Origin of the sequence: Lysinibacillus sp. FSL K6-3209 (assembly GCF_037976175.1) — a bacterium.
Taxonomy (GTDB): Bacteria; Bacillota; Bacilli; order Bacillales_A; family Planococcaceae; genus Lysinibacillus; species Lysinibacillus sphaericus_D.
In genome coordinates this window covers 1,418,792-1,434,915 of the sequence record NZ_CP150264.1, presented here as the reverse complement: position 1 = coordinate 1,434,915, position 16,124 = coordinate 1,418,792, and the positions used below count along the sequence as shown (strand labels likewise).

Genomic DNA, 16,124 nt, shown 5'->3' with positions numbered 1-16,124 from the left:
ATCATGTATTAGTTCACGGTAATAATGATATTTTTATAAGCATCTACTTCAGCCGTAAATCCTGGTGGAATGACCGTTGTCGTATCTAATTGATCCACAATTGCAGGACCTTGTAATTGTGCATACACTGGAATTTTATCGCGATAATAAACGTTTGTTTCAACATATGCCCCATCAAAATAAACAGGTCGTGTCTCTTTATAAGCATCTTGTAAGGAGCCAGTTGGTGCAAATTGTGGGAAATTAGGTTTTGGCACTGTACCTATTGCAGTCACACGTAAACCGTAAATCTCAACAATCTGGTCCTTATCTGAAAATGCAAATTCTCGCTCATGTTCTTGGTGGAATGCTGCTAATACTTCCTCCAAGGAAGTGACATAATCTGGTACCACAACCGCTAAGGAACGCCATTGTCCCTTATAGCGAAGATCCATATAATTCATCAAAGTCGATGTTTCTTCAGAAATCCCTTCTTCTTCTAATAGTGCTTTCGCCTCTTTCCGTAGTGCTTGATATTGAATATCGAGCTCTTCGACTGATACTTCATTTGCTTTTTTTACAAACGTTTTTGAAATATCGTGGCGTACATCTACAAGTAAGCACCCCATTGCTGCTGCTACGCCCGGATGCGTAGGGATAATGACTTTCGGGATATTTAAATCTTTTGCTAAATGTGCGGCATGAAGTGGTCCTGCACCACCAAAGGCTACAAGGGCAAAATCACGTGGATCATAGCCCCGACGTACAGAAATTAAACGAACGGCATCACTCATATTGGCATTGGCAACTTCAATAATGGCACTCGCTGCTTCTTCAATTGTCTGATTGAAAGCTTGCGCAATTTTTTTGACAGCCTGCTGTGCCTTGCCTTTATCTAATTGCATCATACCATCTAACAATGTCACACCAAGACGTCCTAAAACGACATTAGCGTCTGAGTTTGTTGGCTCTGTACCACCATGACCATAGCAGGCTGGACCTGGTATAGCACCAGCACTTTGCGGACCATTTCGTAATGATCCTCCTTCATCTTGCCAAGCTAAACTACCACCACCAGCACCTATTGTTAATATTTCAATACTTGGAAACCCTATTGGATAACCATATTCAATAGACCAATCCTTTGTAATTCGAATTTGTCCTTTGTACATCAGTGAAATATCTGTACTCGTTCCTCCCATATCCAAACCTATCGCATTTTCAAAACCACATAATTTTGCTATATGTTTGCTAGCAATGGCTCCAGCAGCAATTCCTGAACTCGCTAATCTAGCGGCATAGCGAGGCACTGTACTAGAAGTCATGACACCTCCGCCAGAATGTAAAACTAAAATTTCCTCCTCATAGCCTCTTTTTTGCATTTCATTGCTTAATTTACTAATATAATTGCTCATGATTGGTCCTAGAACGGCATTAATAATCGTTGTACTCATCCGCTCATGCTCGAATATTTCAGGTAGTACTTCACTTGAAGTACATATATAAACATCTGGCAGTTCCTCAAGTAAAATCTTTTTCACTTTTGCTTCGTTTTCTCCATTCACATAAGAATTGATTAAACATATAGCAATGGATTCTGTCCCGCGACGTTTCAATTTCTTTGCTAGTACCCGAATTTCTTCCTCATCGATAGCTTGCAATACTGTTCCTTCATAATCTATTCGCTCGTTGACTTCAAAACGATCGCGGCGTTGAATATAGGGCTTTGCCGTATCTTTGTACGTATCCCAAATATCCTCCTTTGTGCCGCGACGTATTTCTGTTACATCGCGAAATCCTTTTGTCGTAATTAGAGCGGTTTTCGGTAGCTTTCGCTCAATTAATGCATTCGTGCCAACCGTCGTGCCATGAGAAAAAATTTTAATATCCTGTCCTTTTAACTCTGCCTTCTCAACGCCATTTAAAATTCCCTGTTCAGGGTTTGATGGTGTGGATGAGGTTTTTGTGACAAATATTTCTCCTGTATCTTCATTAAAAACAAACACATCTGTAAACGTTCCACCAACATCTATTGCTAAGCGAGTTTGTGCCATAGAGATACCTTCTTTCGTTTAATAGTGTGAAAATATGCATAACAATCTACTAATCTATAAGAAAAAACGGTCTCCCATATGTAATGGGCATTAAAGCCCATTACACTCCCTGTGTGCGGATTGTCACCGTTTTAAATGTTGTAAAAAATTCTTTTGCTGCTTGACCTTGTTCACGTGCGCCAGTACTTGAATTTTTCATGCCGCCAAATGGCGCTTGTGGTTCAGCACCACCTGTCTCGTCGTTCACTTGAACAAGCCCTACTTCACTACGCTGAATAAAATCAAAAGCTTTTTGAATGTTGTTCGTATAAATAGAAGCACTTAATCCAAATTCAGAGTCGTTGGATAATCGAATTGCTTCTTCGTAATCCTTTACCTTAATCACAGCTAAAACTGGTCCAAAAATTTCATCACGCGCAATGCCCATAGCATGTGTTACATTTGTAAAAATCGTTGGGTCAATATAATAACCTTCTGATTTACCTTGCGTCGGCCCACCACCATAGACAAGTTTGGCACCTTCTAATGTTGCTTTTTCAATAGCAGCTAAAATACTCTCATATTGACCTTTTGAGGAAACGGGCCCCATTGTCGTGCCAACTTTGATTTCCCTCGCTTCTTCAATTAAACGTGCCAACACCTCATCATAAACTGCTTCCTCAATATAAACTCGGCTAGTTGCTGTACATCGTTGTCCGGTTTGCTTCATTGCTCCTTCCATTGTTAACTTTGCAGCGAGATGTATATCTGCATCGGCTAATATAATGGCAGCGTTTTTTCCGCCAAGTTCAAGCTGAATTTTTTTCTTAGTTGATCCTGCACTATCTAAAATACTTTGCCCCACACCATTGGAACCGGTAAATGTTATTGCTTTCACTTCTGGTGCTTCAAGCAAAACTTGCCCAACTTTCGAACCGCGTCCTTGTACGACGTTTAACACATTCTTTGGTATACCTGCTTGTTCAAAGAGCTCACCGATGAGTTTCCCCGTTAAAGCGCTTTCAATAGAAGGTTTCCAAACAACCGTATTGCCGTATACTAATGCGGGCGCAATTTTCCACAAAGGAATAGCTACTGGGAAATTCCATGGTGTAATAGCTGCAACTACACCAAGAGGCACACGCATGGTGTACAACATTTTGCCTTCACTGGCAGACGGCAATACTTCACCTGTCGCCCGCATTCCTTCTTGTGCAAAATAGCGCAAAATAGAAGCGCCACGTTTCACCTCCCCAATCATTTCATTTTTGGTTTTACCCATTTCGTTGGAAGCTGTTTCAGCTACTTTATCAATATTTTGTTCGAGCAAGTCTGCAGTGACACGCAATAGTTCCCCACGCACTACTGACGATGTATTTTTCCAATCTTCAAATGCTTCATTTGCCGCTGTAACGACTTCCTTTGTCTCATCCACTGTCAAAAGCTCTACTTGACCAATACATTGCGATGGTTTTGCAGGATTAAATTGCTCTCGAATTTCCCTAATGATAGTTGTCATAAAACCCCTCCTTGATTAAGTAACTGATTTATTATTAGCTCACATCAACACCAGACATATTATTCTTTTGCAATAATCGTTTTACGCACAAATTCAAAAGTCTCGTCTAGAATACGTAACATTTCGTTTAATTCTGCTTTCGATAAAATAAGTGGTGGTGCAAAAACAACTGTATCTTGCTCATACGTGACTGTTCGTAAAATTAAGCCTCGTTTCATTGTTTCCTGAACAAATATCGGGCTAATGGCAGTCTCGAAAAGCTCCCCAGTTTCACGATTTTTAACTAGCTCAATAGCACCTAGCAAACCAATTGTTCGAACACTGCCGATAAAGCTATATTTTTCTTGAAGCGCTTTAAAACCTGCCAACATCGCTTCTCCCATAGATGCTGCGTTTTCTATTAATAGTTCTCGCTCTAGAATGTCAATGTTTTTTAAGCCTACTTGGCAAGCCAATGCATGACCGCTATACGTATAACCGTGCATTAAAGTCCCTTTGGAAAGCTGGCAATATGTTTCATGAATTTTTTCGGAAATTACCACACCTCCAAGCTGTGCGTAGCCACTCGATACCCCTTTAGCAAATGACATCATATCTGGTACAACGCCGTAATGCTCCATACCAAACCATTTACCCGTACGTCCGAAACCGGTAATTACTTCATCCGCTATAAATAAAATGCCGTACTCATCGCAAAGATTGCGTACTTCTTTAAAATAATCTTCTGGTGGAATATTGACTCCTCCCGCTCCTTGAATCGGCTCGGAAATAAACGCTGCTACTGTTTCTGGACCTAGTGCTTCAATCATTTCTCGAAGATCGCGAACAGATTGATTGTAAACATAATGGAAATCAGGTGCAGGAGAGTTGGTAAAGTTACGAAATGCCTGTATACCCGTTGCATTTGTCGCACCCATCGCCACCCCATGATAGGATTGTGTACGTGAAATAATTTTTTGACGCTCTGGCTGACCCTTTAATAACCAGTAATGGCGAGCTAGTTTAATCGCCGTATCATTTGATTCTGATCCTCCGGAAGTAAAAAATACTGTATTTAAATCTCCCGGTGTTAAAGAGGCTATTTTTGTTGCTAAACGAATAGCTGGTTCGTTACTAAATGAAGCAAAACAAGAGCTGAATGCTAATGTAGCCATTTGTTCTTTTGCAACTTCTGCAATTTCCTCACGACCATGTCCAACGTTTACGTTCCATAAAGAAGACATGCCATCAATATAACTTTTCCCCTCTAAATCTTTTAAATAGATGCCTTTTCCCTCTGTAAAAATAGCAGCAGGCCCTTGTGTTTGCTGTTGCTCAATCGACGTCGTTGGATGTAGAAAATGCTTTTGATCTAAAGTTTTCAACTCTTCTTTTAGTTGAATTGTCATCAATACCAGCCTCTTTTCATTAAAAGTTTTATACACTTTATTACAAGCAATTTTCATGCCAACTCCATAAAAAAAGAGACATTATTTAAAAAATGCCTCTCTAATCTATTGAATTCGTCCATCATTATTCACTGTTGACCACCTCGAACAACTTTATTGTTTTCAGATTGTCGACATTTTTTTCGGTTCAACAAATATCTTACTAGAAATACATACGCCCTTTCTCAACATCACAAGCACTTCACGCTTTTTTGCACTATTTATGCAAATATGCAAGTAGTGATGCATAACCGCATCATTATTCTTGATATGAGATATGCCGTGTCAATTGGAATTTTTGTATTTTCCTTACTAACGTAGATTGATCGCAGCCGAGCGCTTTGGCTGCTTGTCTTATACTCGGATGTTCGGACAATGCTTGCTTAATCAATTGCTTTTCAAACATTGCCACTTGCTCTTTTAATGTACCTACAAAAAGTGGAACTGCAGGTTGTTGTTGTACATTCGGCTGTTGTACTGTATTGTCGACTTGTCGAATAACTAGTGGGTTGCTATCAAGCTCTTGTTGAACTGTACTTACTGTGATTTCAGGTTGGGTAGCCAATAAGCAAAGGCGTTCCACCATATTTTTCAATTGCCTGACATTTCCCGGCCATGTATACGCTTCTAACACTTTCATAGCAGATGACTCTATTGTTCGATGAATTCCATATTTATCACCTATCAACGCTAAAAAATGATTAACTAATGGTATAATATCTTGCCGACGCTGTCTTAATGGTGGAATTTCAATAGGGATAATGTTTAAGCGATAATATAAATCCTCTCGAAAGCTACCTTGCCTAACCATATCTGCTAAGTTTCGATTGGTTGCTGCGATAATTCGTACATCAATTGCAATCGGTCTGCCGCTTCCTATACGCTGTACCTCCGATTCTTGTAGTACCCGCAATAATTTAGCTTGGAGTTGCAAAGGCATTTCCCCAATTTCATCTAGAAACACCGTGCCTCCTGATGCAATTTCAAAGAGTCCAGCTTTTCCACCTTTACTAGCTCCCGTAAATGCCCCTGATTCATAGCCAAAAAGTTCAGATTCAAGTAATGTCTCTGGAATTGCACTACAATTGATTGTTAAGATTTGCTTATGACTTCGTCTGCTATAGGCATGAATAAGTTTTGTAATCTCCTCTTTACCGACTCCCGATTCACCACCAATTAGCACGGTAGAATCTACTTCAGCAACACGCATCACCCTTTTGACTACTTGCATCATGGCAGAAGATACGGCAATTAAACTACTTTTTCTCGATTCTTGATTATGTAAGGCTTGTAGTTTGCATTTAAAATTTTCATTTTGATCTTCTAATTTTTGTACTTCTTGTTCAAGCAATTTGAGTTGTGTCATATCCCGTGTGATGGCAACAACATATTGCAATTTTCCATCTTCATCAAGAATCGGCTGACCTGTAACTAAAAAACATCTGCCGTTAATGAAGGTTTGCAAAATTGTTACCTTTTCTTGCGATTCAATTACTTTCATCGAAATGGAATCACTCATTAATCCTTCCGCAATGACATCTTTTGCATATCTCCCCCGTAAATCGATACCAACAATTTCAATATCAATGTCATTTTGAAATAAAATCTTGCCGTGGCGATCACAAATCGTCACACCATCAGAAATTGAGTTCAGCAACTTATGTGACAGGGGATTCATAAAATCGATATCGTTAAACTGCTTCAATGATCTAGCTGTAAACAGCGTACCTTGTGATGTTTCTACTACATGGACGAAATATTCTTGCACCTCAAATGTTTCTTGTCCTTTACAGTATTTCTCACTTATTTGTTCAAGAAGCTCTTGTTGGATATCACTTTTGACAATCACTTCACCATTTTTCACAATAAAAAAATGCTCTTCCTTATGAAGTTCTGTTACTGACATCTGAACCGCTTCCTTTCCAAACTGTTTTATTATTGCAAGAAGTAATGCAAAAAAATTCGCTCCCTATCCACGGGGTCTCTAGCAAACAACTACTTGCGTAATTGTTTGCCAGGCTTGCATTCCCGTAAGCGTGTCGCGAATTTAATCTCATCGTATAGTTCCCTCACACTCATCAAGCCTCGTAGTAATATTCTACTCTGAAGCTAATTTATCCTCTAATTGCTCTGCTGGTTTCGTTGAAAGTTTTCGCAAGATGACAAATAATACAATTGACACAATCAATACTAATGTACTTAAGTAAAACTGCGTACGCAACGATTCAATTAACACTTGGCATAAATAGACAATTGTTAAAACACCAATCGTAACATACGATAAGTAGGGAAATAACCACATTTTAATCGCTAATGGCTCACCCGAAACTTGATCATAATACCGTCGAAATCGTATTTGCGAAATCGCAATAAAAATATAAACAGCAATCATTAATCCTCCAACACAGTTACCTAAAAAATAAAAAATGACTTCTGGGGAAATAAAATAGAGCATGGCACAAATATACGCAACTAAGGTACTTCCAATAATAGCTGGTACTGGTGCACCGCGACGATTTCGTATTTGTGAGAAGATTTTTGGCGCATCTCCTTGACGTGACATTTCAAGTAACATGCGTGAACTTGTATAAAGTGCTGAATTGAGCACTGAAATTAATGAGATAAATATAACGATTTGAATAATTTGAGCTGCAATTGGAAGTCCAGCCATCGTTAAAATATTGGCATAAGGTGCTGCTAAAAACGTTGAATCATTCCACGGGATAATCATTACCATAATAGCTACTGAACCGACAAAAAATAATCCGAGACGGAATACGACATTGCGAATAGCACGCACAATATTTTTTGCTGGATTTTCAGACTCTGCCGCAGCAATCGCTGCAACTTCAGCACCGCAAATAGAAAATATAACAAACACAATTGCCGTAAATATTGGAACAACCCCATTTGGTGCAAAACCACCAAATGCTGTTAAAATCCCCAATCCTTTAGGTTCATAATTAGGCCATATACCGAAAATCATCGCTGTTCCCACTACTAAAAAAATAATGATTGCCGTAACTTTAATAAATGATAGCCAATATTCAAATTCACCGAATGATTTCACCGAATAAATATTAATAATGGTCATTAACAATGTAATGCCTACACTTCCAACCCAAATCGGTATAAATGGAAACCAGTTATGCAGCATACCCCCGATTAATGCAGCTTCTAGTCCAACAATGAATACCCAGCTAGCCCAATAAAGCCAGCCAACTGTAAAACCTGCCCATGGCCCAATATACTTTCCTGCATACGATGCAAATGAGCCTAACTCCCCCGATTGACCAGACTTCTCTCCTAATGCGATTTCCCCAGCCGCCATTTCACCAACCATTTGCATAATTAAGACAATGAGCAAACACGCAATTGCATAGGATATGACTGCTGCTGGACCGGTACTTAAAATGTTTTTTCCAGTTCCGACAAAAAGCCCCGTTCCAATTACCCCACCAATGGAAATCATTGTAATATGCCGTGTTTTCAGTGATTTTTGCAAAGCTCCCATTAAACCACCCCTTAGTGTTTTGATATAGACATTTACTAGCCCCTTTCTCTAATGCATGTCTTCTGTTTAATGAGCAAGTTCTATGCCAAACACTACAAAAAACTTAAAATTTATAAAATTCTGTTAAATTAAGTTATAGTTTACTAGCTTCTTATCTCGCTTCATCCTTTTATGGTGGGCACAGCTTATCAAGTTGACGAGTAACGAATCGCTTTTGCACAATGCACAATTAAAATTTTGATGCACATTTGCATCATCGGTTTATTTTTACATCACATTACCCATACGCTCGATTATATGAACTTAAAATATTTAATTCCTCTCGATACTTTGCAACAGTTCTTCTTGAAATTTGAATTCCTTCTTCACATAAAATATTTGTCAATTGCTGGTCTGCTAAAGGATTTCGTTTATCCTCGGTTTCAATCAACTTTTGTAAGCGCTTTTTAATATACATAATAGAATCCATTTTTCCGGAAGAATTCAGCAAGCCCTTTGTAAACAAAGATTGTAATGCATAAATGCCTTTTGGCGTTTGAATATACTTCCCTCGAATAGCACGACTAATGGTCGATTCATGTACAGCTAACAAGTCAGCAAGATCTTTTAAACGCATAGGTTTTATCGCTTCTAACCCCTTCGTAAAGAAATTTTCCTGCTGTTGCAATAATAATCTAGTTAACTCATAAAGCGTCTTATCTCGCTGTTCAATTCCTTGCAATAGAGCTAATGCATCTTTCATTGAATCTCGATAGTACGTTTGATAATTCGGATCATTTTTTAACAGCGCAACATAACTTTCATCAATCGATACGATAGGTAAGTGGTGACGAGTTAACTGAATCACCCATTCCCCAGCAATTACTTTCACTTCGATATCTGGCGTTACATAGGGAATCGATTCTAATTTATCCCCCATCATAATCGGTTTCAATTTTTTTATATAGTGAACCGTTTCGATGACATCTTGTAAAGGCATCTTATATTTTTTACTCAACTGTTTAATCGCCTGCGTTGCAACTAACTCTAAATCTGAACGAATAAAGGTCGAAGCCATTTTCGGCGCAAACTGATCATTATCCAATTGGATAAGTAAAAATTCTTGGTAACTTCGTGCGCCTACGCCAATCGGCTCAAAAGTTTGTAATAAATCTAATATTGCTTCTACATGCGAATAACTAGTTTGAAACTTGTCTGCTACAATCTCTAACTCTACATCCAAAAATAAGCGATCATCCAACGATTGGATTAAAAATTTTAAAATTCGTAAATCAATAGAAGATAAATTTTGGTGCATCGGCACTTGCTCTAAAAGGAATTGTTCATAATTTTCTTTTTCAGCAAGCTTCATCTCAATCATATTAAATTGGTTACTGCTAGACCTATCATAGGATGATGAAAAATGATGAACAGAACAATTTGCTAATTGCATAATCTCCTCATATTGCGTTTTTACTTTTGCGTCGTTGACCACTAATAGTGGATTTTCTGTTGCTCTTTCATAAATGTATTGCTCTAGCTCAGTCGCCGAATATTGCAATATTTCTAAATGCTGGACTAACTGTGCAGATAATATTTGTGTGACCTTTTGAGAAGTTTTAATCGTCATTTGCATCTTCTCACACCCCCAAAACGTAATTTTTCTACATAGTAACATGTTTTTTCTGTTTTTTTACACTTTTTCGTAAATTAAATACTTTTTACTATTTGTAAGGCATATCGCTAAAAGCTCTCTACCAATTTATATATGCTGTAACCAGTTTTCACTTACGGAATTTTCTAATTATTCTAAAAAACATTTGACTTATTTACATAACGAATCATAAAATACACATATAATGTAATTATTATCACAATACGGTAAAAAGGAGGAGTTATTTTATGTTTCAATTACCCACAGTGCAATTTACAGAAGCGCAAGAACAATTCCGTTTAGAAGTTCGAGCATTTCTACACGAAGAACTAGCAAAAGGAACCTTCGTGCCGAAATGTGATTCTTGGTTAAGTGGAGATAACCCTGAATTTTCTAAATTGATAGGGCAAAAAGGCTGGATTGGCATCACCTGGCCCAAAAAATATGGCGGTCAAGAGCGCAGTACTATTGATCGTTATATTTTAACCGAAGAATTTTTAGCTATAGGTGCACCGGTTGCAGCACATTGGTTTGCTGATCGACAAACAGGACCACTACTTTTGCGTTATGGCACAGAACAACAGCGTGCTTTTTTCCTACCGCAAATTGTGAAAGGTGAATGCTACTTCGGCATTGGGTTAAGTGAACCAAATAGTGGTTCAGATTTGGCTTCTGTCAATACACGTGCTGAAAAAGTAGAAGGCGGCTGGATCGTAAACGGTCAAAAAATATGGACGAGTAATGCCCATCTTTGTCACTACATGGTGACTTTAGTTCGAACGAGCCCATATGATGGCAAACATAAACATGCGGGATTAAGCCAACTAATCGTCGATTTACAAGCGGATGGAATTACAGTAGTCCCAATCAAATTTTTAACAGGTGAACATCATTACAATGAAGTATTCTTTGATAATGTCTTTGTTCCTGACAATATGGTTGTCGGTGAAATTGGCAATGGTTGGATTCAAGGTTTAGCAGAGCTAGCATTTGAACGCAGCGGCCCAGAGCGTATTTTAAGCACGTTCCCTTTAATCGATGAACTCATTCAAGAATTAAAAAGACAAAATAACATTGACGGGTTAAAACAAGCATCTAAAGTTGTCGCACGCCTCTGGAGCTTACGCAATTTATCAATTGGTGTAGCCCAGCTTTTAGCAACTGGAAACGGCGATGAAGTCTCTATTCCCGCTGCTCTTGTAAAGGCTCTTGGCACCAAATTTGAACAAAGCATACCAGAAATTACTCGTTTATTAGTGCAAACCTACCCTACACTTGACGCGCAACGTAAAATCGACCGTTTAATGGCAGAGTCTATTTTACATGCACCAGGTTTTACAATTCGAGGAGGCACTTCAGAAGTTCTTTATGGCATAGTAGCGAAAGGAGTTGTTGCACAATGAGTGAAATGAAAGAAATGATACTTGAAGTAGTAGAACGAATGCTAAAAGAAAATGTTAGTAAAGATTTAGTTGATATTGTCGAGCAAGGTAAGTGGGCATCCGATATATGGAATTTGTTCGTGGAAAACGGGATGACGGCTGTCGCCATTTGTGAAGAAAATGGCGGTGCGGGTGGCGATTTAGAAGATTTATTAAATATTGTTCGTTTAACAGGAAAGTATGCGGCTCCGATCCCATTTACAGAAACAACATTAGCAAACTACTTATTAGCATATACTAACCTACAAGTAATGGATGATTTGGCAACCTATGCGCTAGCTGAAACGCCGAGCTTTACACTTGAAAACGGCAAACTAACGGGCTCAGCACAACATATTCCTTGGGCGCGCCATACAAAGCAATTAGTAACACTTGCACACAGCACAAAGGGTATCCATTTAGTAGCAATTGACTTAAGCCAAGCAGATATTTCACCGGATAAAAACTTAGCTGGTGAGCCACGTGATACGGTAACATTCCAAAACGCCAATGTTTGCCAACAATCTACTGTCTTAACTTCAGAACAAATTCAGACTTTGACAGCCATTGCAACAGCCTTTCAACTAGCAATGATGACGGGCGCTATTGAAAAAATAAATGACTTAACCGTGCAATATACAAAAGAGCGTGAGCAATTTGGTCGTCCCCTACATCGCTTCCAGCTTGTTCAGCAACATATTGTGAACTTAGCAGGTGAAACAGCGTTAGCTTTAGCAGCATTTAATAATGTGACCGTTGCCCTCGTTGCACAAAGCCCTCTGAGTGAAGTTGCCTATGCACGGATTCGTTTTGAAGAAATGATTCAAACGGTAGCGACCATTTCCCACCAAGTGCATGCTGCCATTGGTACGACACACGAACATAGCTTACAACAGTATACACGTAGGCTTTGGTCATGGCGTGATGAAGGAGCAAGCACTTTTTATTGGACTGATTTGGTGGCAACTCAATTACTAGAAAATAGCGGTGACAGCTTATGGGCTTATATGACGTCATGCACTAACAATTCACTACTGCTCAAAGCTCAGAGCTAAAAACTATACTTTGTTAGCTGAAGTAAGCAGTGCCATTCTTCAGCACAAGTCAGACAAAATACCAATTTTGTAAAGGGAGAGATGAACATGGCAGATTTATTATTTGATGTAAAAGACCATATTGCCACAATTACGTTAAATCGACCGGAGGCGTACAATGCGTTTAGCGAGGAAATGATTGCAGAATGGATTACAGCGCTTGAAACTGTACGCGATTCAGATGATATTCGTGTTGTTATCGTGAAAGGGAATGGCAAATCATTCTGCGCAGGTGGCGATATTAAAGCGATGCAAGCTGGAGAAGGCTTTTTCAAAAGTGAGGATGATATCTCTTCGACTGGCTTAGCACGAAAAAATTCGCTATGGAAAAAAATTCAACGTATTCCATTGCTGCTTGAAGAAATTGATAAGCCAGTGATTGCACAAGTGCACGGTTTTGCAATGGGTGCCGGTCTTGATATGGCTTTAATGTGTGATATTCGGATAACGGCAAAATCAACAAAAATCTCAGAGAGCTACATAAACGTAGCAATCGTTCCTGGTGATGGTGGCGCCTACTATTTACCAAAGCTTATCGGCATCGATCAGGCTCTGGACATGTTTTGGACTGCGCGTGTTTTAACAGCTGAAGAAGCGAAAGCGAAAGGCATCGTTACCTTTGTTGTAGAAGATGAGGCACTCGAAGAATATACATTACAGTATGCACAAGAACTAGCAAGTCGCCCAACAACAACCGTACAATTCATTAAACGTGCGGTCTATCAAAGCCAACGAATGGATTTACGCACAGCACTCGATTACATTTCTTCTCAAATGGCGATTGTAACAGAACTAGAAGATTTTAAAGAAGGTGTAACAGCCGTCGTAGAAAAACGTAAACCAGTATACAAATAACATTTGTGGGAGGAAACCATATGCAACCTCTTAATAATATTCGGGTGCTAGATTTATCACGTGTCTATGCCGCTCCTGCCGGCTCCATGTTGCTAGCTGATTTAGGTGCTGAAGTCATACGTGTAGAGCATCCCGATGGCTCTGATAGTATGCGTGACTGGGGTCCATTTTTAAATGAGCAAAGTACCTATTATTTATGTGCCAATCGCAATAAAAAATCAATAACATTAGATTTAAAAACAGTTGAGGACAAAGAAAAATTTAAAGAGCTAGTAAAAGATGCAGATATTATTCTAGAAAACTTTAAAACTGGTGATATGGAGCGGATGGGGCTAAGCTATGGGGAATTGAAAAAAATAAATCCACAACTCATTTATTGCGCGGTGACCGGCTTCGGTCAAACAGGTCCCCTCGCCTACGAACCAGGGTTTGATCCGGTCATACAGGCGATGAGTGGATTAATGCATGTAACAGGTGCAACGGATGGTGAGGCGACAAGAGTCGGTGTCCCAATTGCAGATATTTTAACTTCCCATTATGTCGTCATCAGTATTTTATCTGCGTTGCGAATGCGAGATGTAACGAATAACGGGCAGTTTATTGATTTAGCATTATTGGATGTTCAAATGAGTAGCTTAGCAAATGTGGCGAGTGCCTATTTAAATACAGGATTTGCTTCTGAACGTTTAGGCAATCGGCATAATAACGTAGCGCCCTATCAAGTATTTAACTGCGCAGACGGTCCTTTAATGATATGTGTTGGTACTGATGGGCAGTTTCAAAAATTTTGCACAATGCTTGAACGTCAAGAGTGGGCAACCGACGCACGTTTTATAACAAACACGATGCGAAAGCAACATGAAGCAGAACTGGTACAACTCATTTCGGACATTACAATAACTAAAACGCGTGATGAATGGATTGCGTTATTACAACAATATAAAATACCCGGAGGTCGTGTGAATTCCATTGCGGAAGCACTTGAACAACCACAAGTTATGGCACGTGACATGATTGGAGAAATCGAACACAAAAAATATGGCAAAATAAAATTCGTCAAAAACCCGTTGCAGTTTTCAAATTTAAATATTCAATATAAATTAGCTCCACCTATACTTGGGGAACATACAAATGAATTCCAAAAATCGTCTCTACCGAAATAAATTTACGCTATAATAGTAATAATTTTATCATCATACAACCCTAATGAAGATAAAGGTTATAGCCGATAAGCGAAAGTAAATTTATGTAAGTAGGTGGTGACAAGATGAATCAAGAAACTTTCGAAAAAAACTATACAATGTCATCGTTGCACAAAGCGATTAAAGTATTAAAAGCATTTACAAAAGAAGAACCTAATCTCTCTTTAACAGAGTTGAGTAAAAAAACAGGTATTAGCATCTCCAGTTTACAACGTTTTGTTTCTACCTTTGTGTATGAAGGATTTCTTCATAAAGATGAGGGAACAAAACGCTACCAATTAGGTCATTCACTGCTCTATTTAGGGAACCTAGTTAAACAAGAGTCCAGTCTAATTATTGTGGCAGAGCCTATTTTAAGAAAGCTCAATGAAGATATGGGTGAAAGTGTCTCGATGAATATTATCGACGGCTTAGAAAGGCGCTGTATAGTAAACTATGATTCTACCTACCCTCTATCAACGAAAATGTATGTAGGTGACACCTCCCCACTTTATGCAGGTGCATCTTCTAAAACATTACTCGCATTTATGCCAAATGTTGAAGATTACGTAGAACATATCACACTTGAACCAATTACAGATAAGACGATTTGTTCCAAAGAACAGCTATTAAACGAATTACAGCAAATTCGCGTGCAACGTTTTGCCATAAGTAATAGTGAGCGGGTGCGCGGCGCCTGTTCTGTATCAGCCCCAATATTAAATGCTTCGCATCAAATTATCGCTTCCGTCACACTCGTTATACCGGAAGTCCGTTACAATGATTACGATGAAAATCATTTAATTGCAACGATTCTAAATGTCGCTGCAAATATTGAAAAACAACTGTTTTAAAACAAAAAGGAATGGTACAACGAAACCCGTTATACCATTCCTTTTAATCATTCATTTTGCTTAAAAACTCATGCCAATGATGCATTCGAGGTAAATTCACATACTGGTTGTAAGATTGGTTTTTTAATATCACTTTTGTGTGAATGTCTTGTAGCGTTTCTAATACGGCTGGTTTATCATCTACATAAACATCTAATGCAAGTTTTTTAATAATATTTACTTTCTCCACGTCTTGCATACCACAATAGAAACGCCCCTGTTCCACAGGAAAACCTTGAGCCTTCATCCATTGTTGCGTTTGTTGACAATATTGCTTCGGACGTGACGTAATATAATAAATTTCATGCCCCTGTTCATGTAATGTTTGTAGCGTTTCAAGAGCCTTGTCAAAAATTGGACAATCCGTAAAGTATATTTCCTCTAAAGAACTATTCCACATTGCGGCGCCTTCTGCATCTGTTAAGCCAAAGGGCTCATGAATCTCTACTCTTTCTAAAGCATGAAAGACTTCCAGTGTGATATCTTTACCTAGTTTTTTATTATAAAGTGAAAAGGCATGTGCCCGTAAATTGATCAATGTGTCATCTATATCAAAACCGAATTTCATCTATGTT

The 16,124-nt window shown here is 38.7% G+C and carries 12 protein-coding genes; 5 read left to right on the top strand and 7 right to left on the bottom strand.

Translation table 11 applies throughout. The annotated features are described in order from the left end of the window. Positions 1-8: 8 nt before the first annotated feature. The 6 genes from MHH88_RS06760 to rpoN all read right to left on the bottom strand — a co-directional run bounded on the left by MHH88_RS06760 (position 9) and on the right by rpoN (position 10,087). A complete protein-coding gene (locus MHH88_RS06760) occupies positions 9-2,033 on the bottom strand; it encodes a hydantoinase/oxoprolinase family protein (protein ID WP_339262000.1) in 2,025 nt (674 codons plus the stop codon). A gap of 100 nt (positions 2,034-2,133) precedes the next feature. Further along, a complete protein-coding gene (locus MHH88_RS06755; RefSeq protein ID WP_339261998.1) occupies positions 2,134-3,531 on the bottom strand; it encodes an aldehyde dehydrogenase family protein in 1,398 nt (465 codons plus the stop codon). A 59-nt stretch (positions 3,532-3,590) separates the two neighbouring features. Further along, on the bottom strand, positions 3,591-4,919 hold the full coding sequence (locus MHH88_RS06750) for an aspartate aminotransferase family protein (protein ID WP_069512001.1): 1,329 nt from the start codon (positions 4,917-4,919) through the stop codon (positions 3,591-3,593). A gap of 298 nt (positions 4,920-5,217) precedes the next feature. Next, positions 5,218-6,864: a sigma 54-interacting transcriptional regulator gene (locus MHH88_RS06745; protein ID WP_339261996.1), complete on the bottom strand. Its 1,647-nt coding sequence runs from the start codon at positions 6,862-6,864 to the stop codon at positions 5,218-5,220. Between the two features lie 192 nt (positions 6,865-7,056). Further along, positions 7,057-8,472: an amino acid permease gene (locus tag MHH88_RS06740; RefSeq protein WP_339261995.1), complete on the bottom strand. Its 1,416-nt coding sequence runs from the start codon at positions 8,470-8,472 to the stop codon at positions 7,057-7,059. Between the two features lie 277 nt (positions 8,473-8,749). After that, entirely contained in the window at positions 8,750-10,087 is a 1,338-nt protein-coding gene (rpoN, locus tag MHH88_RS06735) for an RNA polymerase factor sigma-54 (protein WP_069512006.1), read from the bottom strand. A 266-nt stretch (positions 10,088-10,353) separates the two neighbouring features. On the opposite strand from rpoN, the gene MHH88_RS06730 reads away from it, so the two are divergent. From MHH88_RS06730 to MHH88_RS06710, 5 genes are all read left to right on the top strand, one after another. Further along, positions 10,354-11,508 carry an acyl-CoA dehydrogenase family protein gene (locus tag MHH88_RS06730; protein ID WP_339261992.1) on the top strand — a complete coding sequence of 385 codons (1,155 nt, stop codon included), beginning with the start codon at positions 10,354-10,356 and terminating at the stop codon, positions 11,506-11,508. Then, a complete protein-coding gene (locus tag MHH88_RS06725; protein ID WP_103977186.1) occupies positions 11,505-12,581 on the top strand; it encodes an acyl-CoA dehydrogenase family protein in 1,077 nt (358 codons plus the stop codon). The genes MHH88_RS06730 and MHH88_RS06725 overlap by 4 nt, the downstream gene beginning before the upstream one ends. A gap of 87 nt (positions 12,582-12,668) precedes the next feature. Then, positions 12,669-13,475 (top strand): enoyl-CoA hydratase/isomerase family protein, encoded by an 807-nt coding sequence (locus MHH88_RS06720; RefSeq protein WP_069512012.1) that lies wholly within the window; start codon positions 12,669-12,671, stop codon positions 13,473-13,475. A 20-nt stretch (positions 13,476-13,495) separates the two neighbouring features. Continuing rightward, complete coding sequence (locus MHH88_RS06715) at positions 13,496-14,638, top strand: CoA transferase (protein WP_339261990.1); 1,143 nt, start codon at positions 13,496-13,498, stop codon at positions 14,636-14,638. 104 nt (positions 14,639-14,742) lie between these two features. Further along, the gene (locus MHH88_RS06710) at positions 14,743-15,510 is read left to right on the top strand and encodes an IclR family transcriptional regulator (RefSeq protein ID WP_339261989.1); all 768 of its coding nucleotides are present in this window, start codon (positions 14,743-14,745) and stop codon (positions 15,508-15,510) included. Positions 15,511-15,553: 43 nt separating this feature from the next. Here MHH88_RS06710 and MHH88_RS06705 read toward each other — a convergent pair whose 3' ends face one another. Continuing rightward, positions 15,554-16,117, bottom strand: a complete 564-nt coding sequence (locus MHH88_RS06705; protein WP_339261988.1) for a hypothetical protein — start codon at positions 16,115-16,117, stop codon at positions 15,554-15,556. Positions 16,118-16,124 lie beyond the last annotated feature (7 nt).

Excerpts from the sequence above, each read along its gene's own strand:
- MHH88_RS06760 (WP_339262000.1), bottom strand. The coding sequence starts at position 2,033 with ATGGCACAAACTCGCTTAGCAATAGATGTTGGTGGAACGTTTACAGAT.
- MHH88_RS06755 (WP_339261998.1), bottom strand. The coding sequence starts at position 3,531 with ATGACAACTATCATTAGGGAAATTCGAGAGCAATTTAATCCTGCAAAA.
- MHH88_RS06750 (WP_069512001.1), bottom strand. The coding sequence starts at position 4,919 with ATGACAATTCAACTAAAAGAAGAGTTGAAAACTTTAGATCAAAAGCAT.
- MHH88_RS06745 (WP_339261996.1), bottom strand. The coding sequence starts at position 6,864 with ATGTCAGTAACAGAACTTCATAAGGAAGAGCATTTTTTTATTGTGAAA.
- MHH88_RS06740 (WP_339261995.1), bottom strand. The coding sequence starts at position 8,472 with ATGGGAGCTTTGCAAAAATCACTGAAAACACGGCATATTACAATGATT.
- rpoN (WP_069512006.1), bottom strand. The coding sequence starts at position 10,087 with ATGCAAATGACGATTAAAACTTCTCAAAAGGTCACACAAATATTATCT.
- MHH88_RS06730 (WP_339261992.1), top strand. The coding sequence starts at position 10,354 with ATGTTTCAATTACCCACAGTGCAATTTACAGAAGCGCAAGAACAATTC.
- MHH88_RS06725 (WP_103977186.1), top strand. The coding sequence starts at position 11,505 with ATGAGTGAAATGAAAGAAATGATACTTGAAGTAGTAGAACGAATGCTA.
- MHH88_RS06720 (WP_069512012.1), top strand. The coding sequence starts at position 12,669 with ATGGCAGATTTATTATTTGATGTAAAAGACCATATTGCCACAATTACG.
- MHH88_RS06715 (WP_339261990.1), top strand. The coding sequence starts at position 13,496 with ATGCAACCTCTTAATAATATTCGGGTGCTAGATTTATCACGTGTCTAT.
- MHH88_RS06710 (WP_339261989.1), top strand. The coding sequence starts at position 14,743 with ATGAATCAAGAAACTTTCGAAAAAAACTATACAATGTCATCGTTGCAC.
- MHH88_RS06705 (WP_339261988.1), bottom strand. The coding sequence starts at position 16,117 with ATGAAATTCGGTTTTGATATAGATGACACATTGATCAATTTACGGGCA.